A 20,305-nucleotide genomic window follows, 5' to 3' on the forward strand; every position below is an offset into this window, starting at 1 on the left:
CCCGTACCGGAGCAACCAGTCAATAGTATCCGATGATCCAGGGTGCTCACGACCATCCGGCGAACTCCCGGGCGCGTCGGTTCAGGAAGCCCGCGCGGTGAGGGTGACCACAACGGCCTCGGGTCGGCAGGCGAACCGGACGGGCGCGTAGATCGAGGTGCCGAGGCCTGCCGAGACCTCGAGCCACGACCAGTGGTTGCGGTGCTCCCACTTGTGCAGCCCGCTGGCGTACCGGCGGGGGAGGTCGCTGTTCGTGACGAGCGCGCCGACCCCGGGGACCGCGACCTGGCCGCCGTGGGTGTGCCCGGCGAAGATGATGTCGGCACCCTGGGTCACGAAGGCGTCGAGCACGCGACGGTATGGGGCGTGCGTGACACCGATTGCGACGGGAGCGGGGCCGTCCTCGTCCTCGGACCACGGCACGTCGCTGCGCATCTCGTCGACGTTGGTGGGGAGCAGGTCGAGGCGGTCCCAGTCGCGGTGTGCGTCCGAGGTGCCGAACAGTTCGAACCGGGAGCCCCGGAGTTCGATCGCGTGCGCCTGGTCGTTCAGGTCGAGCCAGCCGAGCGACTCGAAGAACGCCGTCTGCCGGTCGATGTCGAGACCGACGGGCTCCGCAGCCTTGTGCATCCGGCTCGGCCCGGAGAAGTACTTGAGCGGGTTGCGCGGGGAGGGCCCGAAGAAGTCGTTCGACCCGTAGGCGAAGACACCGGGCACCCCGCGGAACGGCTCGAGCGCGTACTCCACAGCGGCGTTCGCCGTCGCGTGCCCGAGGTTGTCCCCGGTGTTCACGATGAAGTCCGGTTCGACCAGGCTCAGGTCGCGCAGCCACTGCTGCTTGTCGGCCTGCCACGGGGCCATGTGGATGTCGGAGAGGTGCAGGACGGTGACGTCACGGGAACCCGGCGGGAGCACCGGAACGGTCTCCCACCGGATCCCGAAGCGACGACGCTCGACGAGCGAGCCCCACGCTGCCGAAGCAGCCCCGACGGCCGCGCCTGCAGCGAGGACGCCGAGTGCGGCGCGGCTGAGGGTCACTTGCAGTCCTTGGGCGCCTTGCCGTCCTTGTCGCCGTAGAGCTTGATCCGCACCTGGTCGTCCTTGTTCGCCGTGGAGCTGATCGCCGGGTCGACCGCGGCGACCTTGCAGGTCTTGCCGCCGCCGCCCTTGGCGTAGTCATCGGTGATGCTGACGTTGGTGAAGCCGGCGTCGTTCAGGGCCGAGCGGGCATCCCCGAGGGAGTTGCCGCCGATCTCCGGAACGGTCGCCTGGGTGCCGTCCGACGTGTAGACCGTGACGCTCGAGCCCGAGGACAGGAGCGCACCCGCCGCCGGGGAGGTGGAGGTCACGGAACCGGGGTTCCCCGGGCCGGGGCGTGCTCCGCCGTCGACGTAGGTGAACCCGGCGCCCGAGATCGCAGCGCGGGCCTCGTCCGCCGTCTTGCCCTGCAGGTTCGGCAGTGCCTTGGCGTTGCCGCGGATCGCGGTCTGCTGTGGGTCCGTGAACGGGCCAGCGGGGTAGATCGCGTTGATCGGGGTCATGGCCTCGCGCCACACCTTGGCGCGGTCTCCGGCGTACGTACCGCCGACACCGTTGCTGTAGTGACGGAGGTTGTTCTTCTTACCGTCGGTGTTGCCCTGCCAGTAGGCGGTGGCGACTCGCGAGCTCGCACCGACGAGCCAGATCTGGTCAGCCTCGTCGGTGGTACCCGTCTTGCCGAACAGCTGGGTTCCGTCGGGCGTCTGCGCGCCCACTGCCGTTCCGCTCCTGATCGTGCCCTTCATCGCGTAGATGGCCGCCTGGGCGAAGGCCGGATCGACGGCCTGCTGGCAGTCCTTGGTCTGACCGCCCAGCTTCTTGCCGGACGGGGAGGTGATCTCGTCGATGGCGATCGGCTTGCAGTAGATGCCGTTGTTCGCGACGGCGGCGTAGGCAGCTGCCATGGTCATCGGAGCGATCTCGTTCGTGCCGAGGATCGCGGAAGGGTTCTGGTACTGGAGCTCTCCGCCGTCCGCCCGGTGGACACCGAGCGACTGCGCGATGTCACGGATGTCGCAGAGGTCGAGCTTCTGGGCCATCGAGGCGAACGCACCGTTGATCGAGCCAGCAGTGGCTCCCATCACGCTCCAGTTGCCGCCCTCGCCCGGAGCGTCGTTCGACACCGGGAAGGGGGTTCCAACGGTTTCCCCACAAATGGTCCAAGGGGAAATGGTCCGTTCCGCGCCGCTCACGGTTTCGTTCAAGCCGTGTCCGGCCTTGACCCAGTCGAGCAGGGTGAACAGCTTGTACGTTGAGCCCGTCTGGAAGCCGCCCGAGCTGCCGTACTTGTAGTCGACGCTGTAGTTGATGCTGGTCGACGTGGGTGCGGACTTCAGCGACTCGTCGAAGTCCTTGTTCTGCGCCATCGTGATGATGCGCCCCGATCCGGCCTCGATCGAGTTGAGCGTCGACCCCAGGGCCAGGTTCGTCTCGGCCTTGTTGTCGTAGGTGTTCAGCAGGCGCTTCTGCTCGGCGTTCAGATCGATGTTCAGCGTCGTCTGGATCTTGTAGCCGCCGTTGCGCCACGCGGTGTCGCGGGCCTTCTGCGAGGAGCCGAGCTGCGACATCTCGAGCACGACCTTCTTGGCGTAGTCGCAGAAGAACTGCGAGCCGTCGCCGACCGAGGACCGGCACCCCTGCGAGGGCTGCGTCAGGTGCACGTAGTCCGCCGGCTTCGACAGGCGGGCCTTGCGGTACTCGGCCTCGGTGAGGTTCTTCTGGGCGTACATCGATCGGAGCACGACGTTGCGTCTGGCGACGTTGGCGTCGTACTTCTTCGGGTTCGACAGGTTGCGCGCCTCGGGGTACTGCACGATCGCGATGAGCGACGCGGCCTCGGCCGGGGTCAGGTCGGTGGCGCTCTTGTTGTAGTAGTGCTGCGCCGCGGCCTGGACGCCGTACGTCTGGTCGCCGAAGTAGGCGATGTTCAGGTAGGCGGTGAGGATCTCCTTCTTGGAGTACTTCTTCGCCAGCCCGATCGCGAGCTTCATCTCCTCGAGCTTGCGGGGGATGGTCTGCTCGACGGCCTCGTTGTAGGCCTTCTCCTGCTCCTTCTTGGTGGGGAGGTTCAGGGCTTCGTTCATCTTGATGTTGCGGACGAGCTGCATGGTCAGCGTCGACCCACCGCCCGAGTCGCCGAGGCCGCCCGCGATGCTGCCCACACCGGCGCGGATGAGCGACGTCATGTCGACGCCGCCGTGGTCGTAGAAGCGCTTGTCCTCGCCGTCGATCGCCGCGTTCTTCAGCTGGTCGCTGATCTGGTCGAACTTCAGCTCTTGGCGGTTCTGGTCGTACAGGGTCGCGAAGTGCACGGACTTGCCGCCCGAGTACGCGTACAGCTCGTTGCGCTGCGGCAGGTCACCGATCTCGATGTACTCCGGCAGGGACTCGAACACACCGATCGTGGACGTCGTGGTGACACCGGCGACGGCGATGGCCGGGGTGACCCCGATCGTGACGAGCAGGCCGGCGAGGGCACTGAACCCGACGAATCCGATGAAGGCGCCGACTGCTGAGACGGGCTTGGTCCGCGATGCAGACGTCTTCTGGGCAGACATAGGATGCAGCCTAAACGACACCCCCGACTGAAAGGCTGGCAAGGAACCGCATGACTCGCTGGGAGTACTTCACCACGCCGCTGATGATCCACAACACCACCGCGATCCTCAACAACTACGGGGACGAGGGTTGGGAGCTGGTCCAGATCGTCACCGGACCCGAGGGTGGCCTCGTCGCCTACCTGAAGCGCCCCAAGGCCGACGCATGAGCGTCTCGGACCGACTCGCCGAACTCGGCCTGACGATCCCTGCGGTCGCCGCGCCCGTCGCCGCCTACGTGCCCGCCGTCGTGACGGGCCAGTACGTCTACACGGCGGGCCAGCTGCCCTTCGTCGACGGCACCCTGCCCGTGACCGGCAAGGTCGGTGCCGACGTCGACGCGGAGACCGCTGCCGCCCAGGCTCGCGTGGCCGCGCTGAACGCCCTGGCCGCCGTGCAGTCGGTCGCCGGTTCGCTCGACCGCGTGGCCCGTGTCGTCAAGGTCACCGTCTTCGTCGCGTCGGACCCGTCGTTCACCGGTCAGCCCGGCGTCGCCAACGGCGCGTCGACCCTGGTCGGCGAGGTCTTCGGCGACGCCGGCGTCCACGCGCGGAGCGCGGTGGGCGTCGCGGTGCTCCCGCTGGATGCGCCGGTCGAGGTCGAGCTGGTGGTGGAACTGACGTCCTGACGGACCGTCAGCAGTGAAGCGAACGCAGGTGGGGCCTCCCGTCCGACATGGACTGGAGGCCCCACCTGCGTGACACGGACTACATGAGTTCCGCGATGGTCGCCATGATCGCCGGGTCGGCCAGCGTCGTCGTGTCGCCGATGCGACGGCCCTCGGCCGCGTCGCGGAGCAGCCGCCGCATGATCTTGCCGGAACGTGTCTTCGGCAGCTCCGGCACGATGACGACCTGGCGCGGCTTCGCGATCGCGCCGATCCGCTTGCCGACCCAGTTGCGGAGCTCTGCGGCGACGGTCTCGCGGTCGACGTCGGCGGCGGCCTCGGCGGTCAGGATGACGAAGGCGACGACGGCCTGCCCGGTGGTCTCGTCGGCGGCGCCGACCACGGCGGCCTCGGCGACGCCCTCGTGGCCGACCAGGGCGGACTCGATCTCAGCGGTGGACAGGCGGTGTCCCGAGACGTTCATGACGTCGTCGACGCGACCCTGCACCCAGATGTCGCCCTCGCCGTCGAGCCGCGCACCGTCTCCGGCGAAGTAGCGGCCGGGGAACCGGGACCAGTAGGTCTCGACGAAGCGGTCCGGGTCGTTCCAGATCCCGCGCGCCATCGACGGCCACGGCTCGGTGATGGTGAGGTAGCCACTCTCGCCCGGTTCGGCGCGGTTGCCGTCGTCGTCGACGATCTCGGCGACGATGCCGGGCAGTGGCGTCTGCGCGGCACCGGGCTTGAGCTTCGTGACGCCGGGCAGGGCGGAGATCATGATCGCGCCGGTCTCGGTCTGCCACCACGTGTCGACGATCGGCGTGCGGTCGTGGCCGATGACCTGCCGGTACCACTGCCACGCCTCGGGGTTGATCGGCTCGCCGACGCTGCCGAGCAGGCGGAGGGTCTCGAGGCTGCGGGCCTCCGGGATCTGCCGGCCGGCCTTCATCGCCGCACGGACCGCGGTGGGCGCGGTGTACAGGACGGTGACGCCGTACGCGTCGACCAGGTCCCACCAGCGGCCGGGCTTCGGCTCGTCCGGCGTGCCTTCGTAGAGCACCTGGGTGACGCCGTTGGTGAGCGGGCCGTAGACGACGTAGGAGTGACCGGTGATCCAGCCGATGTCGGCGGTGCACCAGTACACGTCCTTCTCCGGGTGCATGTCGAAGACGTTCTTGTGCGTGTACGCCGCCTGGGTCAGGTAGCCGCCGGAGGTGTGCACGATGCCCTTCGGCTTCCCGGTCGTGCCCGAGGTGTACAGGATGAACAGCGGCGTCTCGGCGGGGAACGCCTGCGCCTCGTGGGTCGGTGCCGCCTTCGCCAGCTCGTCGTGCCACCACACGTCGCGGTCGTTCCACGCGATGTCGTTGCCGCCGCGCTTGACGACCAGGACGTGCTCGACCGTGTCGGTGCCCTCGCCGGTCAGCGCCTCGTCGACTGCGGGCTTGAGCGGTGAGACGGCGCCGCGCCGCCAGCCACCGTCGGCGGTGACGACGAGCTTCGCGCCGGCGTCCTCGATCCGGGCACGGAGGCTCTCGGCGCTGAACCCACCGAAGACGACCGAGTGCACGGCGCCGATGCGGGCGACGGCGAGCATCGTCACGACGGCCTCGGGGATGAGCGGCAGGTAGGCGACCACGCGGTCGCCCTTGCCGACACCGAGGTCGGTGAGCATGTTCGCGGCGCGCTGCACCTCGGCGGTCAGCTCGGCGTAGGTGATCCGGCGCGTGTCGCCCGGAGCGCCCTCGAAGTGGATCGCGACCCGGTCGCCGTTGCCCGCGCGGACGTGTCGGTCGAGGCAGTTCTCGGCGACGTTGAGCGTGCCGTCGGCGAACCACTTCGCGAACGGGGCGCCGGACCAGTCCAGGGTCTGCGTGAACGGGGTGCGCCAGTCGAGCAGGGAGCGGGACTGCTCGGCCCAGAACGCCTCGCGGTCGGCCGCTGCTGCGTGGTGGAGGTCCTCGCCGGCGACCGCATCGGCCACGAACTCGGGCGGCGGTGCGAAGGTCGCTCCGTCGTCGCCTCGGGGGTCGGTCTGGGTCGGAGTGGACATCGATGTCCTTTCGCGTCGTTGCGGCCTCTGGTGGCATCCGTCGCCGGTGCCTGCGTGCATCCGGAGACTACCCCTCGGCCGGGTCGGGGAGCGGCACGCCCGGAGGTCGTGTCCGGGGTTGCCCCGGAGGGGTGATCGTGGGGTACAGTAGTTCTCGCTGGACTCGTTTCCGGCGGCATCGAATCGGATTCCCCCCAATCCCTCGATGTCAAGGCGGCACCTGTTCCCCCCAACCGGTGCCGCCTCTTCTGTTTCCCGGGGTCTGACTCGAGCATCGGCCGCTCGTCGGGCTCTGGCATGTGCCCCGATCCGCACAGGGACGCCGGTCGCGTGGACAGACCGGTCCATGCTCGTGCATGCATTCTGCATGTTCTTGCGTAGCAGGTGCTACGTCCAGTCCGGACGCCGGGAGCAGGGGTGGTGGGTGATCCTGGTGGCCTCGGTGTCCGATCATCGACCGGGGTACGGCTTTCCGTTTCGGGGGACAAACCGGTCCGTTGGTGGGGCAGCTCGGTGTTGTCCACAGAAGTGGGGACCGGCCGATCGGCGCCCTCGAGCGTTCCCTACCGTCGGCGGCATGCCACTCCACCGTGCTCCTCCGGTTTCTCCGCTTGCGCGTGGTTCGTCCACGTCCACGTCGGCGTCGCACGCGCTGACGTCGTCTGCGTCTGCGTCTGCGTCGGCAGCGCTCTCGCCACCGCCCCGTCCTTCCGCCCCGTTCCTGCCCGGCGCCGCACCGCCGGCACGTCGCCGTGCGGCCGTGGTCGTCGAGTTCGAGGAACTCGCGGCCCTGGTGGCGGACGCCGCCGTGACGGACGTCCTGGTGCTCGGCGGCGTGGGGACGTGGGTCGACCGCGGCACCGGACTCGAAGCCGTCCAGCCTCGGCTGACCGAGACGCGTGCCCGCGAACTCGCGACCCGCCTCGTCGCGCTCGGTGGTCGTCACGTCGACGAGACCACGCCGTGCGCGGACGTCCGGCACGGTGACGGTGTCCGGGTCCACGTCGTCCTGGCCCCGGTGTCGGTCGGGGGCACCGCGGTGTCGATCCGACTGCCACAGGTCCACCGGCCATCGCTCGCCGCCCTCGAACGCGGCGGGACCTTCGCGTTCGTTCCGCGGTCGGTCGTCGAGGACGCCGTCGCCGCGCGCCGGAACGTCCTGGTCACCGGTGCGACCGGCAGCGGCAAGACCACCCTGCTCGCGGCGATGCTCGGGAGCGTCCCCGTCGACGAGCGCATCGTGACGGTGGAGGACGTCGCAGAGCTCCGGATCGCCCACCCGCACGTCGTCGCGCTCGAGGCGCGGCAGGCGAACGCCGAGGGGGTCGGCGCGCTCGGTCTCGACCGACTCGTGCGCGAAGCGCTCCGGATGCGACCCGACCGGATCGTCGTGGGGGAGTGCCGTGGCGCCGAGGTCCGCGAACTCCTCTCCGCCCTGAACACCGGGCACGACGGCGGAGCGGGCACGGTGCACGCCAACGGCATCGCCGACGTCGCCGCGCGCCTCGAAGCACTCGGAGTGCTCGCCGGCCTCGGTGCCGAGGCGCTGGCCCGGCAGGCCGTCAGCGCCTTCGACCTGGTCCTGCACGTGGAGCGACGAGCCGGACAGCGGCGGCTGGGCGGCGTGGGCACGTTGCACGTCGGTCCGGACGGGAGGCTCGAGGTGCGCCCGGTGGACGGGCTGCGGTGAGCCGACGCACCGCTGACGGCCCCGCTCGGGTGGCGGGGGTGCTCGACCGGGTGGCGACGCTGGTCGCGGCGGGTGTCCCGCCGCCGCGAGCGTGGCAGCTCGTCGGCGGGCTGCCCGGCGCCGGCGGACCGGCCCAGCAGGACGTCGCCGTCGTCCTGCGCGTCGCGGACCGGACGGGAGCACCCGTCGCCGAGACCCTCCGCGGGCTCGCCGGCGCGCTCCGGCGCACCGCCGCCTCGGACCGGGCGATCCGGGTCGCCCTGGCGGGTCCGCGGACGAGCGCCCGCGTCGTCCTCGCGCTGCCGCTCTTCGGGTTGGGCCTCGGGGCGGCCTGGGGTGCGGGCGCCGTCGAGGTCCTGGTCGGTTCGCCGGCCGGCTGGGTGTGCTCGGGCACCGCCGCAGCCCTCGTCCTCGCCGGACGACGGTGGACGGCGCGGCTGGTCCGTTCCGCGACGCCCGACGGCCAAGTCCCCGGGGTGCTCCTCGACGCCTGGGCCGTGGCGGTGGCCGGAGGCGGATCGTGGACCACCGCCGGGCAGGCCGTCGCCGAGGCGTCCGCCGCAGCCGTCCCACCCGCGGGGGACGTCGATCGTCTGCGGGAGGTGCTCGACCTCGCCCGGCGCGCTGGGGTCCCCGCCGCGGGGCTGCTCCGACGCGCTGCCGAGGACGTCCGCGACGAAGCCGCTGCCGACGGGCTCGTGGCGGCGGAACGCCTGGCCGTGCGCCTGGTGCTGCCGCTCGGGGTGTGCGTCCTGCCGGCGTTCGTGCTCGTGGGGGTCGTGCCCGTGGTGGTGGGGGTCCTCTCCTCCACGGTGGGCGGACCGGGGTGACCTCTCCACAGATGCGGTCGGGACACCGTCGTCGCCACCGCAGCCCGGACAGGCTGGTCCCACCGAACAGAAAGGACGGACTCCATGAGCACCACGTCACCTCCCGACCACCGCATCCGTCGGGCCATCCGCCACCGTCGCCACCGTTCCCTCGTCGCACGGTGGCGCGCCCGACTGCGCGACGACCGGGGATCGGCCACCGCCGAGTACGCGGTCGTCATCCTCGCCGCCGTGGCCTTCGCCGGAGTGCTCGTCGCGGTGATGCGCTCGGGCGAGGTCCAGACCATCCTCACCGACCTCGTCCGTGGCGCGCTCTCGCTGTGAGCGTGGCTCGGTGACGGTCGAGTTCGCGGTCGCGCTGCCCGTGGTGGCCCTCGTGCTGACCGCGCTCGTCGCGGCGGTGCTCGTCGTCGATGCGCAGGGTCGGCTGCAACTCGCCGCCGCCACCGCAGCGCGGGCGATCGGTCGCGACGACGACTCCCAGGGGCGGTCCGCGGCCGAACGGATCGCCCCGGGGGCCTCGATCGTCGTCCGGGCCGACGGCGACATGGTGTGCGTCGACGCCACGCGCGGCGGGACCGGTCCCTTCGCGGCGCTCCCGCTGACCGCGACGGGGTGCGCCGTGGCCCGAGGGGGCTGACGTGGTGCGTCCCGACGGTCAACGGGGCTCGGCGACCGTGCTGCTCGTGGCGGTCCTCGGCGTGGGGGTCCTCGTCGGGTCGACGGCGCTCGCCGCAGCCGGCCACCGCACGCAGGCCCTCCGCGCACAGGGTGCCGCCGACGCCGCAGCCGTCGGGACCGCTGCGGCCGCCACCGGGCTCGTGTCGGGGGAGCCGTGCGCGGTCGCCACCCGGATCGCGACGGCGAACGGGGCCACCCTCGACACCTGCGAACTCCTCGCCACCACGGCCCGGGTCCGCGTGGTCGTGGGCACCGGTCCGTTCGTCACCGGCGCGCTCGCGGTGGCCGGTCCGGCAGGCAACCCGCCCGAACACTATGTGTATGGTGTGCCTGTCGGCCCGCGGTCACCGATGTCCCGGTCGACCCGGACACGCTCGTGGACAGGGCCGATCAGCACCATCGATCAAGGAGACACGTGCCAGGCACGAAGAAGCTCGTGATCGTCGAGAGCCCTGCGAAGGCGAAGACGATCGCGCAATACCTCGGTGACGGATACGAAGTCCAGGCCTCTGTCGGACACATCCGCGACCTCGTCGAGCCGAAGAACCTGCCGCCCGAGCTCAAGAAGGGCTCCCTCGGCAAGTTCTCGGTGGACGTCGACAACGGCTTCGAGCCGTACTACGTCGTGTCCGACGCCAAGAAGAAGACCGTCTCCGAGCTGAAGCGCGCCCTCAAGGACGCCGACGAGCTCTACCTCGCAACAGATGAAGACCGCGAGGGCGAAGCCATCGCATGGCACCTGCTGCAGGTCCTGAAGCCGAAGGTCCCCGTCAAGCGGATGGTCTTCCACGAGATCACGAAGGAGGCGATCCAGCGCGCGCAGGAAGCCACCCGTGAGCTCGACACCGCCCTCGTCGACGCACAGGAGACCCGCCGCATCCTCGACCGTCTCTACGGGTACGAGGTCTCGCCGGTCCTGTGGCGCAAGGTCGCCCCCGGACTGTCCGCCGGCCGTGTGCAGTCCGCCGCCACCCGTCTCGTGGTCGACCGTGAGCGCGAGCGCCTGGCGTTCGTGTCCGCCAACTACTGGGACCTGTCCGCCCGGTTCGAGAAGGCCGGAGAGTCCTCCTTCTCCGCGCGACTCGCCCGGATCCACGGCACCCGCGTCGCCTCCGGCCGTGACTTCGACGACCGCGGCACGCTCAGCGGCGACGTCGTCCGCCTCGACGAGGCCGCTGCCGCGTCGCTGACGACCGTCCTCGAGCGCGCCGGTGACGCCACCGTCCGCAGCGTCGACTCGAAGCCCTACACGCGACGCCCGGCCGCTCCGTTCACCACGTCGACGCTCCAGCAGGAAGCCGCGCGCAAGCTCCGTCTGTCGCCGCGACAGACCGCCCGTGCCGCGCAGACGCTGTACGAGAACGGGTACATCACCTACATCCGTACCGACTCGGTCTCGCTCTCGAAGCAGGCGATCGACGCGGCCCGCAAGCAGGCGGCCGACCTGTACGGCTCGGCCACCGTCCCCGACAAGCCCCGCCTGTACGCGAGCAAGAGCAAGAACGCGCAAGAGGCGCACGAGGCGATCCGTCCAGCCGGCGACTCCTTCCGCACCCCGCAGGACCTCCAGGGCACCCTGACCGGTGTCGAGTGGCGTCTCTACGACCTCATCTGGAAGCGCACCATCGCGTCGCAGATGGCCGACGCCAAGGGTTCGACCGCGTCGATCGTGCTCGGCATCGCCTCCACCGAGTCGGTGGAGGGCATCGCGTCGACCGCGAACGGCACCGACGCCGAGTTCACCGCCTCCGGCACCGTCATCACCTTCCGCGGCTTCCTCAGCGCGTACGAAGAAGGCCGCGACGAGGACCGCCACGAGTCCAGCGATCGCGCCGGCCAGGACGTCGCCCTGCCGAACGTGGCCAACGGCGAGCACCTCGCGGTCACCGACGTCGAGGCGAAGGGGCACGACACCACCCCGCCGCCGCGCTTCACCGAGGCGAGCCTGATCAAGACCCTGGAAGAGCTGGGGATCGGACGCCCGTCGACCTACCCCACGATCAGCCCGACGATCATCGACCGCGGCTACGTCTCGCTCCGCGGCACGCAACTCGTGCCGAACTGGATCGCCTTCAGCGTGGTGCGCCTGCTCGAGGAGTACTTCGGCGAGCTCGTGGAGTACGACTTCACCGCCGAGATGGAAGAAGACCTCGACCGCATCGCCCGCGGCGACGCCGACCGGGTGGACTGGCTCAAGGGCTTCTACTTCGGTGGTGGCGACGACGACCAGCGCGGCCTGCGGACGGTCATCGACAACCTCGGTGAGATCGACGCTCGCGAGATCAACTCGGTCGAGCTCGCTCCGGGCCTCACGCTCCGGATCGGTCGGTACGGTCCCTATATCGAGGTGCCGAGCGACGACCCCGAGAAGCCCCGGCGCGTCAACGTCCCCGAGGACCTCGCTCCCGACGAACTGACCGTCGCGAAGGCGAAGGAACTCGTCGACGCTCCGGTGATCGGCGACCGCGTCGTCGGGATCAACCCGGAGACCGGCAAGGAAGTCCTGGCGAAGGACGGCCGCTTCGGTCCGTACGTCACCGAGCGCACCCCGGAGCCCGAGCCCACCGTGGACCCGAAGACCGGCGAGGTCGTCGAGTCGCCTGCACCGGCAGAGGCCCCGGCGACCGAGGCGGCTGCTGCGACCGCGACGAGCGAGACGGCGACGGCGAAGAAGGCCCCCGCGAAGAAGGCCCCCGCGAAGAAGACGACGAAGAAGGCCGCGGCTCCGAAGGAACGCACCGCTTCGCTCTTCAAGTCGATGGACCCGCAGACGGTCGACCTCGAGACCGCGCTGAAGCTCCTCGACCTGCCCCGCGTCGTCGGTCAGGACCCGGAGACCGGCAACGACATCACGGCGCAGAACGGCCGGTACGGTCCGTACCTGAAGAAGGGGACCGACACCCGGACCCTGCCCGGCGAGGACGCGATCTTCGACATCGACCTGCCCGGCGCACTCGAGCTGTTCGCACAGCCGAAGTACGGCGGCCGCACCGCCAGTGCCGCGCTCAAGGAGTTCGACGCCGACCCGGTGTCCGGCAAGGCGATCAAGATGAAGGACGGCCGGTTCGGTCCGTACGTCACCGACGGCGAGACGAACGCGACCATCCCGAAGGGCGAGGACGTCGAGGCCGTCGACCACGCCCGCGCCGTCCAGCTCATCGCGGACAAGCGCGCCAAGGGGCCCGTCAAGAAGAAGACCCCGGCTCGTCGGACGGCGGCCAAGAAGAAGTGACCGGTCGCTTCATCACGCTCGAGGGCGGCGACGGCGCGGGCAAGACGACCCAGGCGGAGCTGCTCTCGGCATGGCTCGGTGCGCACGGCCGGACGGTGGTGCGCACCCGCGAGCCCGGTGGCACCGACCTCGGCGTCCGGATCCGCCAGATGGTCCTGCACGAGCGGGGCCACATCGCGCCCCGGGCCGAGGCGCTGCTGTACGCGGCTGATCGCGCCCAGCACATCGAGACCGTCGTCCGTCCGGCGATCGCACGCGGTGACGTCGTGCTGCAGGACCGCTACATCGACTCGTCCGTCGCCTACCAGGGTGTCGCGCGGGGGCTCGGCGCCGAGCAGGTCCGCTCGGTGTCGGAATGGGCCGCCGACGGCCTGGCACCGGACCTCACGATCCTGCTCGACCTCGACGTCACGCTCGGGCGTGCCCGGGTAGCCGCGGCACGGGGGGACACTTTCGACCGCCTCGAGTCCGAGGCCGCGGCGTTCCACGAGTCCGTCCGGCAGGCGTTCCTCGCCATGGCGGACGCGGAGCCCGCACGCTTCCTCGTGGTCGACGCCGCAGCTCCGACCGATGCCGTGCAGGACGCAGTCCGTCGCGCGGTCGCCCCGCTCGTCGGGATCGACGCAGCGTGACGGTGGTCACTGACAGGATGGTCCCGTGAGCGTGTGGGACGGCCTGACCGGGCAGGAAGAAGCGGTCGCATCGCTGCGCAATGCGGCCGAGTCGACCGACGGTACCGGCGGCATGACCCACTCGTGGCTCATCACCGGCCCGCCCGGCTCCGGTCGGTCGAACGTGGCGACCGCCTTCGCGGCTGCGCTCGTGGGCAACGGCCCCGACGACGACCACACCCTGCGGCAGATCACCGCGAAGACCCACCCCGACGTCTCGGTGCTCACGACCCAGCGCGTGATCATCACGATCGACGAGATCCGGCAGCTCGTCACCTCGTCGTACTACTCGCCGTCGGTCGGGCGCTACCGCGTCGTCATCATCGAGGACGCCGACCGCATGACCGAGCGGACCTCGAACCTGCTGCTCAAGGCGCTCGAGGAACCACCGGAGCGCACGGTGTGGATCCTCTGCGCGCCCAGTGAAGCCGACCTGCTGCCGACGATCCGGTCGCGCGTCCGTTCGGTCCGCCTGCGTGTGCCCGGCATCGAGTCCGTCGCCGACCTGCTCGTGGCCCGGACCGGTGTCGACCGTGCTCTCGCGATGGACGCCGCTCGTCAGGCGCAGAGCCACATCGGCATGGCGCAGCGCCTGGCCACGAGCGAGCCGGCCCGTGATCGTCGACGCCGGACCCTGACCACCGTGCTCGGTGTGCGGAGCGTCGGTGACGCCGTCATGGCTGCCGCCGAGCTCCTCGCCGTCGCCGACGAAGACGCCAAGTCCATCACCGAGCAGCGCGACTCGGAAGAACGCGACGCGGCCCTGCGCTCGCTCGGTGTCGAGCCGGGCGGGACGATCCCGCCGGCACTCCGGTCGCAGCTCCGTGCGCTCGAGGACGACCAGAAACGCCGAGCGACCCGGAGCCTGCGCGACGGGCTCGACCGGATCCTGGTGGACGTCTCGTCCCTGTACCGCGACCTGCTCCTGATGGGGCTCGGTGCTCCGGCGGAACCGGTCAACCTGGCCATGCGTGAGCAGCTCGAGCACGCACTGCCGACGACCCCGCCCGCCGCCGCGCTCCAGGTGCTGGACGCCGTGGCCCTGGCGCGTCAGCGCATCGCTGCGAACGTCGCGGCACTGCTGGCCCTCGAAGCGCTGCTCGTCACGATCGCACGCGCCCGCCGCTGAGGCCGGGCATGCGAGAATCACGGCATGCCCGACGCTGAACCCGGCCTGCGCGAACGGAAGCGCCGCGCCACCCGGCGCGCCATCCAGCAGGCTGCGCTCCGGATCGCCATCGAGGACGGCCTCGGCGCGGTGACGGTGGACGAGATCTCCCGCCGTGCCGACGTCTCGCCCCGGACGTTCTTCAACTACTTCCCGAGCAAGGAACAGGCGATCCTCGGCGACGACCCGCAGCTGCCGGACGACCAGGCGTTGCAGACGTTCGTCGCCGGGGGGCCGAACGGTGAACTGCTCGCTGACATCGGCACCCTGCTCGTGCACTCCACGCGCGAACTGATCGAGGAACGTGGACTCATCGAGGAGCGGCAGCAGGTCCTCCGCGCCAACCCGGAGCTGTTCAGCCGGCGGATGGCGTCGATGAAGGAGTTCCAGGCGGAACTGCAGGCTGCCGTCGCACGTCGGCTCGAGCGCGCCGACCCCGAGCTCGCCGCGGACGCCGATGCGCTCCGTCGCCGCGCCGGTCTCGCGGCCATCGTCGCCCTCGCCGCCCTGCGCCACGCGTGGTGGGAGTGGTCGGGTTCCGAGGCCGGAACCCACCTGGTCGACGAACTCGAACGGTCCTTCTCCGAGCTCGGCGTGCTGGTTTCGCGTTCACTCGTCTGAACCTGTATAGTCATTGCTCGTGCCACTCCGGACATGGAGTGTGCGCCGCCTTAGCTCAGTCGGTAGAGCGATTCACTCGTAATGAATAGGTCGTCGGTTCGATTCCGACAGGCGGCTCCGTGAACACCCCGGTCAGGCCTGCTCGAAGTGGCTCTGACCGGGGTTTTCGTATTCCGGACGAAATCCGTGTCCCTCACCCGAGGGACAGACCCCTGGCGTTCGCGCGGACTAACCTTGTCCGCGATACGGGGGACACCATGACCGAGCGCCAGCTCATCGCACCGACGGCAGTGACGCCGTGTTGAAGCGTGTGCTGGTCGTCGTCCTGGTCGCCGCCACCGCCGGAGCGCTTGCGATGACCGCAGCGGCCGTGCCCGAGTCGCGGGCGACATCTGCGTCGACCGCGTCGCCGGGTGCCCCATCGTCCGCGACGCCGACGGGGTCCTCGACCGGGCCGGCGTACCTGGCCGACCGTGAGCCGACCTTCTCGGAAGACTTCGACACCCCCGCTGCGGCCGGTGGTCCCTTCGCCGAGACGTACCGGAACTCGTGGCAGCCCTACCCCGACGGCGCCGGCGGCAAGTACTACTCGGACGAGCTCATCAGCGCGCACGACAGCTACCTGGACGTCGCGTTGGACGGTGAGCGGGGCGCCGCCGGCACCTTCGGCACCCCCACCGGCGCCTGGTCGCACGTCGGCGGCACCTTCAGCATCCGTGCGCGGGCGACCGGGGGCGACGGCAACGGGATCGCGGTGATGCTCTGGCCGACGTCCAACGCCTGGGCGGACGGCGAGCTGAACTACCCGGAGGGCCAGTTCGACGGCTCCCCGCGGGTCTTCCACCACTCGATGCTCCAGGGACTCGAACGCCGCACCGAGCACTACAACACCCGGGTGTCCTGGAACGACTGGCACACCTACACGACGGAGTGGGTGCCGGGGAAGATCATCCGGTACTACCTCGACGGCAAGCTCGTGTTCACGGTGCCGCGGAACGTGCCCACCACCCCGCACCGCTACATGTTCCAGATCGGCAACTGGGGCGCCCCGGGGCACGTCCAGATCGACTGGGTCCGCACTTACGACGCGGAGTGACCAAACCCCCCGGACGGGGGCTCCGAATCAGTCCGGTCGTACGACCCGACACCCGTGTGCTCGCGTCGATGACCCGAACCTCGACGCGGGTGCGCGGGTGGGGCCGTTCCCCGTTCTGGGGCTGCCCGTCGTCGTCGGGGCGGTCCACGATGAGTGGGAACCCGTTCCGTCGTCACCGAGAGGTCGTCATGCTGCTGTCCCTGGTCTACATGAGCGCGGCGAACCAGGTGTTCGACCAGGAGCTGCTCGACGCGTTGCTCGAGCACGCGCGGGAGCACAACACCGCGTCCGACCTGTCCGGCCTGCTCGTCTACAAGGACGGCCGGTTCATGCAGCTGCTCGAGGGTCCCGAAGCGGCCGTGCTCGAGACCTACCGGCGGATCACCGACGACCCGCGGCACACCGAGATCGGCCTGCTGGTCGAGGAGCGCATCCACACCCGGCGCTTCGGCGAGTGGAAGATGGCGTTCCACCGCGAGGTCGATGGCGACCTGCCCGACGGCTTCGACACGTTCCTCGCCCAGGGCGACGCGAGTGCGGACACCAGCCGCGCGCGCGAGCTCCTGCGCTGGTTCCGGAACCACCCGCTGGCCGCTCCCGACGCCGCGCTCGGCAAACACCGCCGCTGACGCACGGCACCGGCCGCACCGCGCAGCAGCCCAGCACCGCGCAGCACCGGCAGCCCCGCGCAGCAGCCCAGCACCGCGCAGCACCGGCAGCCCCGCGCAGCAGCCCAGCACCGCGAGGCGCCACCGCCGCGGCGCTGGTAGACAGGACCCATGACGGTTCGCTGGGGAGTCATCGGTACAGGCGGCATCGCACGCTCCTTCGTGGGTGACTGCACCGCGGCAGGCGTCGTGTTCACGGCTGTGGGCAGTCGCACCGGCGCGCACGCCGAGGCCTTCGCCGCCGAGTTCGGCGTCGAGCGGGCGCACGGGTCGTACGAGGACCTCGTCGCGGACGACCAGGTCGACGCGGTCTACGTCGCGACCCCGCACGTCCGGCACGCCGAGGACGCCCTGCTCGCGATCCGCGCGGGCAAGCACGTCCTGGTCGAGAAGGCCTTCACGATGACCGCGGCCGAGGCCCGGACGGTCGTCGACGCCGCGAGGCAGGCGGGTGTCGCGGTGATGGAGGCGATGTGGACGCGGTTCCTGCCCCAGATGGCGATGATCCGCGAGGTCGTCGCCGAGGGCCGCATCGGCCGCCCGATGGTCGTCGAGGCGACCCACCACCAGGCCCTGCCGACGGACCCCGACCACCGGCTGCGCGACCCGGCACTCGGTGGGGGAGCGATGCTCGACCTCGGGATCTACCCGGTGTCCTTCGCGGTGGACGTGCTCGGGGTGCCGACAGCGCTGGTCGCGGCGGGCACGCTGAGCGAGCAGGGCGTCGACGAGCAGATGGGCCTGGTGATGACGCACGAGGGCGGCGCACAGTCGATGATCCACTTCGGCATGGACCTGCGCAGCCCGAACACGGCGTCGGTCATCGGTGAGTCCGGCCGCATCGACATCGACTCCACCTGGTACACGCCGACCACCTGGCGGATCCGCGATCGAGACGGCATCGTGGTCGAGGAGTTCGACGGTCGCGAGGAGCTCGCCGGCTACGCGCACGAGGCGCGCGCCTTCGAGTCGATGATCACGTCCGGCCGCCACGACGGCGGCCCGATGGACCCGGACGAGACGGTCGCGATCATGGCCGTGCTGGACGAGGCACGTCGCCAGGTCGGGGTCCGCTACCCGGCCGACGGTCCCGTCTCGGCTCCCTGATGCGGCTCCCGTCCGCCACGGATCCCGGATCCGGCCTGGAGGCTCCTGCCGCAGTTCCGTAGGATCGGTCGCGATGTCCGAGCAGCAGCCCACCCCGCCTTCCGTCCCGGAGCGGTTCCGCGCCGCCGTCGCCGCGGTGCGTGCCTCCGCGGCGCGACGCCCGGTGCCCTGGATCGCGGGTGGGCTCGCGGCGCTCCTCGTGGTCGGCTCCGGTGGCGCCGTCGCCGTCGCGGCGGCCACGACCTCGGCCTCCCGGTCGGCCGCCGCGCCGAGCCCGACCCGGGGCGGGTCCTCGGCGCCGGACTCGACGACCACCACGAAGCGCCCGACGACGAAGCCGTCCCCGACCCCGACCGCGGCCGCCCGTGCGGTGCCGAAGGACCTGGCCGGCCCGTCCGCACTCCGGACCTGTTCGATCGCCACCGCCGCGTCGGCGAGCGGCCTCGGTGACTTCGAGGGGTACGTGATGGACGCGAAGACGGGCAAGGTCCTGTTCTCGAAGAACGGGGAGCGGGCTGCCCAGACCGGCAGCGTCATGAAGACCCTCACCTCGGCGACCGCGCTCTCGGTGCTCGGGGGCGACCACCGCATCCCGACGACGGTCGCACGGGAGTCCGCGAACACCGTCGCCCTGGTCGGCCACGGGGACGCCACCCTGTCCGCCGGTGGTGGCACGGTCTACCCGGGCGCCCCGACCCTCGCGCAGCTCGCGCAGCAGGTGAAGGCCAAGGTCGGCGACACCCCGATCACCACCATCGTCACCGACGACTCCTACTGGAGCGACGCCGACGCCTGGGACCCCACGTGGCCGGTGTCCGAGCGCACCATCGGGTACCAGCCGGAGGTCACCGCGCTGATGGTCGACGGTGACCGGGCGAACCCCGCCGCGGCGACCTCGCCCCGGTCGGAGGACCCCGTCGGTCGTGCCGGCGCCGCGTTCCGGACAGCACTGGCCAACGCGGGCGTCGCGGGCGCAGGTTCCGCGCAGATCGTCAAGCGTGCGACCACGGGTACCGAGACGATCGCGACGGTGAACTCGCAGCCGGTGTCGACGCTCATCGGGCAGATGATCCCGAACTCGGACAACACCCTGGCCGAGATGCTCGCCCGGATCTCGTCGAAGGAGTCGGGGTCGAACGGCTCGGCGGCCTCACTGACATCGGTGTACCAGTCGGCGCTCCGCTCGTACGGCCTCGACCCGGCCGGCATCACGATCAAGGACGGCTCGGGCGAGAGCGCCGCGAACGCCGTGTCGCCGGAGTTCGTCGCGCACCTCATGGTGCAGGTCGCCTCGGGCGCGAAGGGCCTCGGGACGCTCGCGAACGCCCTGCCGGTGTCCGGGCAGTCCGGCACCCTCGCCAGCCGGTTCACCGGGGCGAACGCCGTCGCGCGCGGCAAGGTGCACGCGAAGACCGGCTGGATCGACAGCGCGAACACCCTCGGCGGCTACATCGATGCTGCTGACGGCTCCCGGTTGACCTTCGCCTTCTACGCCATCGGTTCACCACGCGCGGCCGCCCTGCCGGCACTGGACGCGGTGACGGCCGCCACCTACTCGTGCGGGAGCAAGCTCACCGGCTCCTGAGCCGACGGGTGTTGGATGGATCCATGGCAAGAGCACTGCTCGTCGTGGACGTCCAGAACGACTTCACCGAGGGCGGTGCGCTCGCGGTCACCGGGGGAGCGGCGCTCGCGGAGCGCATCACCGCGTTCCTCGGTCGGCACGGGGACGAGTACGACCTGATCGTGGCGTCCCGTGACTGGCACCACGGCGACGACGACAACGGCGGGCACTTCGCCGGACCCGAGGGACCCGACTTCGTGGACACCTGGCCGGTGCACTGCGTCGCCGGCTCGCCGGGTGCTGACCACCATCCCGATCTCGACACCGCTCTGGTCGACGTCGAGGTCTTCAAGGGCCAGGGCACGCCGGACTACTCGGCGTTCCAGGCCCGGACCGAGGCGGGTGTCCCGCTCGCCGCAGTACTCGCCGAACGCCGCGTGCACACGGTCGACGTCGTCGGGATGGCGACCGACCACTGTGTCCGGGCATCGGCACTCGACGCCCGTGCCGCGGGCCTCGACGTCGCCGTGTACCAGGACCTGGTGGCCGGCGTCGACGCTGAGCGCAGTGCCCGGGCGCTGGACGAGATCCGGGCGGCCGGCGGACACGTCGACCGCAGCGACATGGACGAGGGCCTCGCGAACCCAGGAGGAGCACGACTGTGACCGAAACCACCACGAAC

19 protein-coding genes and 1 tRNA gene are annotated in these 20,305 nt (G+C 70.7%); 17 read left to right on the forward strand and 3 right to left on the reverse strand.

Annotated elements, in window-relative coordinates; genetic code table 11:
• Positions 1-81 precede the first annotated feature (81 nt).
• Together ASF75_RS09375 and ASF75_RS09380 are read right to left on the reverse strand one after the other, a co-directional pair.
• Complete coding sequence (locus ASF75_RS09375) at positions 82-1,038, reverse strand: metallophosphoesterase (protein WP_056070742.1); 957 nt, start codon at positions 1,036-1,038, stop codon at positions 82-84.
• On the reverse strand, positions 1,035-3,596 hold the full coding sequence (locus tag ASF75_RS09380) for a transglycosylase domain-containing protein (RefSeq protein ID WP_052481775.1): 2,562 nt from the start codon (positions 3,594-3,596) through the stop codon (positions 1,035-1,037). The genes ASF75_RS09375 and ASF75_RS09380 overlap by 4 nt, the downstream gene beginning before the upstream one ends.
• A 50-nt stretch (positions 3,597-3,646) precedes the next feature.
• On the opposite strand from ASF75_RS09380, the gene ASF75_RS17660 reads away from it, so the two are divergent.
• Together ASF75_RS17660 and ASF75_RS09385 are read left to right on the forward strand one after the other, a co-directional pair.
• Positions 3,647-3,805, forward strand: a complete 159-nt coding sequence (locus ASF75_RS17660) for a DUF4177 domain-containing protein (RefSeq protein ID WP_017888699.1) — start codon at positions 3,647-3,649, stop codon at positions 3,803-3,805.
• A complete protein-coding gene (locus ASF75_RS09385) occupies positions 3,802-4,263 on the forward strand; it encodes a RidA family protein (protein WP_056070744.1) in 462 nt (153 codons plus the stop codon). Before ASF75_RS17660 ends, ASF75_RS09385 begins: the two co-directional genes overlap by 4 nt.
• A gap of 79 nt (positions 4,264-4,342) precedes the next feature.
• On the opposite strand, the gene acs is transcribed toward ASF75_RS09385, so the two are convergent.
• On the reverse strand, positions 4,343-6,295 hold the full coding sequence (acs, locus tag ASF75_RS09390; protein WP_056070749.1) for an acetate--CoA ligase: 1,953 nt from the start codon (positions 6,293-6,295) through the stop codon (positions 4,343-4,345).
• A 760-nt stretch (positions 6,296-7,055) separates the two neighbouring features.
• Here acs and ASF75_RS09395 point away from each other — a divergent pair.
• The 15 genes from ASF75_RS09395 (at position 7,056) to ASF75_RS09465 (ending at position 20,288) form a co-directional block, all read left to right on the forward strand.
• Positions 7,056-7,985 (forward strand): CpaF family protein, encoded by a 930-nt coding sequence (locus ASF75_RS09395; RefSeq protein ID WP_056070752.1) that lies wholly within the window; start codon positions 7,056-7,058, stop codon positions 7,983-7,985.
• Positions 7,982-8,815 carry a type II secretion system F family protein gene (locus ASF75_RS09400; protein WP_082509584.1) on the forward strand — a complete coding sequence of 278 codons (834 nt, stop codon included), beginning with the start codon at positions 7,982-7,984 and terminating at the stop codon, positions 8,813-8,815. The genes ASF75_RS09395 and ASF75_RS09400 overlap by 4 nt, the downstream gene beginning before the upstream one ends.
• Positions 8,816-8,899: 84 nt before the next feature.
• Positions 8,900-9,139, forward strand: a complete 240-nt coding sequence (locus ASF75_RS09405; RefSeq protein WP_071251849.1) for a DUF4244 domain-containing protein — start codon at positions 8,900-8,902, stop codon at positions 9,137-9,139.
• Positions 9,140-9,149: 10 nt separating this feature from the next.
• On the forward strand, positions 9,150-9,455 hold the full coding sequence (locus ASF75_RS09410; protein ID WP_052481773.1) for a TadE family type IV pilus minor pilin: 306 nt from the start codon (positions 9,150-9,152) through the stop codon (positions 9,453-9,455).
• Between the two features lies 1 nt (position 9,456).
• On the forward strand, positions 9,457-9,936 hold the full coding sequence (locus ASF75_RS09415; protein WP_056070758.1) for an Rv3654c family TadE-like protein: 480 nt from the start codon (positions 9,457-9,459) through the stop codon (positions 9,934-9,936).
• Positions 9,912-12,728: a type I DNA topoisomerase gene (topA, locus tag ASF75_RS09420; protein ID WP_056070761.1), complete on the forward strand. Its 2,817-nt coding sequence runs from the start codon at positions 9,912-9,914 to the stop codon at positions 12,726-12,728. The genes ASF75_RS09415 and topA overlap by 25 nt, the downstream gene beginning before the upstream one ends.
• The gene (tmk, locus tag ASF75_RS09425; RefSeq protein ID WP_056070764.1) at positions 12,725-13,360 is read left to right on the forward strand and encodes a dTMP kinase; all 636 of its coding nucleotides are present in this window, start codon (positions 12,725-12,727) and stop codon (positions 13,358-13,360) included. Before topA ends, tmk begins: the two co-directional genes overlap by 4 nt.
• Positions 13,361-13,385: 25 nt before the next feature.
• Positions 13,386-14,528 (forward strand): DNA polymerase III subunit delta', encoded by a 1,143-nt coding sequence (locus ASF75_RS09430; RefSeq protein ID WP_017888709.1) that lies wholly within the window; start codon positions 13,386-13,388, stop codon positions 14,526-14,528.
• A gap of 24 nt (positions 14,529-14,552) precedes the next feature.
• Positions 14,553-15,188, forward strand: a complete 636-nt coding sequence (locus tag ASF75_RS09435; RefSeq protein WP_017888710.1) for a TetR/AcrR family transcriptional regulator — start codon at positions 14,553-14,555, stop codon at positions 15,186-15,188.
• Between the two features lie 44 nt (positions 15,189-15,232).
• A tRNA-Thr gene (locus tag ASF75_RS09440) sits at positions 15,233-15,305 on the forward strand.
• 181 nt (positions 15,306-15,486) lie between these two features.
• Positions 15,487-16,284, forward strand: a complete 798-nt coding sequence (locus ASF75_RS09445) for a glycoside hydrolase family 16 protein (protein ID WP_017888711.1) — start codon at positions 15,487-15,489, stop codon at positions 16,282-16,284.
• 188 nt (positions 16,285-16,472) lie between these two features.
• Positions 16,473-16,913, forward strand: coding sequence for a BLUF domain-containing protein (locus ASF75_RS09450; protein WP_071251891.1), 441 nt, complete (start codon positions 16,473-16,475; stop codon positions 16,911-16,913).
• 150 nt (positions 16,914-17,063) lie between these two features.
• On the forward strand, positions 17,064-18,059 hold the full coding sequence (locus tag ASF75_RS09455; RefSeq protein WP_056070769.1) for a Gfo/Idh/MocA family protein: 996 nt from the start codon (positions 17,064-17,066) through the stop codon (positions 18,057-18,059).
• 73 nt (positions 18,060-18,132) lie between these two features.
• The gene (gene dacB / locus ASF75_RS09460; RefSeq protein WP_056070772.1) at positions 18,133-19,644 is read left to right on the forward strand and encodes a D-alanyl-D-alanine carboxypeptidase/D-alanyl-D-alanine-endopeptidase; all 1,512 of its coding nucleotides are present in this window, start codon (positions 18,133-18,135) and stop codon (positions 19,642-19,644) included.
• Between the two features lie 23 nt (positions 19,645-19,667).
• The gene (locus ASF75_RS09465; RefSeq protein WP_056070775.1) at positions 19,668-20,288 is read left to right on the forward strand and encodes an isochorismatase family protein; all 621 of its coding nucleotides are present in this window, start codon (positions 19,668-19,670) and stop codon (positions 20,286-20,288) included.
• Positions 20,289-20,305: the final 17 nt, after the last annotated feature.

It is taken from the genome of Curtobacterium sp. Leaf154 (assembly GCF_001424595.1).
Lineage (GTDB): Bacteria > Actinomycetota > Actinomycetes > Actinomycetales > Microbacteriaceae > Curtobacterium > Curtobacterium poinsettiae.

What these genes read in the sequence shown, in the direction of transcription:
- ASF75_RS09380 (WP_052481775.1), bottom strand. Translation starts at nt 3,596, where the DNA reads ATGTCTGCCCAGAAGACGTCTGCATCGCGGACCAAGCCCGTCTCAGCA.
- ASF75_RS17660 (WP_017888699.1), top strand. Translation starts at nt 3,647, where the DNA reads ATGACTCGCTGGGAGTACTTCACCACGCCGCTGATGATCCACAACACC.
- ASF75_RS09385 (WP_056070744.1), top strand. Translation starts at nt 3,802, where the DNA reads ATGAGCGTCTCGGACCGACTCGCCGAACTCGGCCTGACGATCCCTGCG.
- acs (WP_056070749.1), bottom strand. Translation starts at nt 6,295, where the DNA reads ATGTCCACTCCGACCCAGACCGACCCCCGAGGCGACGACGGAGCGACC.
- ASF75_RS09405 (WP_071251849.1), top strand. Translation starts at nt 8,900, where the DNA reads ATGAGCACCACGTCACCTCCCGACCACCGCATCCGTCGGGCCATCCGC.
- ASF75_RS09435 (WP_017888710.1), top strand. Translation starts at nt 14,553, where the DNA reads ATGCCCGACGCTGAACCCGGCCTGCGCGAACGGAAGCGCCGCGCCACC.
- ASF75_RS09450 (WP_071251891.1), top strand. Translation starts at nt 16,473, where the DNA reads ATGCTGCTGTCCCTGGTCTACATGAGCGCGGCGAACCAGGTGTTCGAC.
- ASF75_RS09455 (WP_056070769.1), top strand. Translation starts at nt 17,064, where the DNA reads ATGACGGTTCGCTGGGGAGTCATCGGTACAGGCGGCATCGCACGCTCC.
- dacB (WP_056070772.1), top strand. Translation starts at nt 18,133, where the DNA reads ATGTCCGAGCAGCAGCCCACCCCGCCTTCCGTCCCGGAGCGGTTCCGC.
- ASF75_RS09465 (WP_056070775.1), top strand. Translation starts at nt 19,668, where the DNA reads ATGGCAAGAGCACTGCTCGTCGTGGACGTCCAGAACGACTTCACCGAG.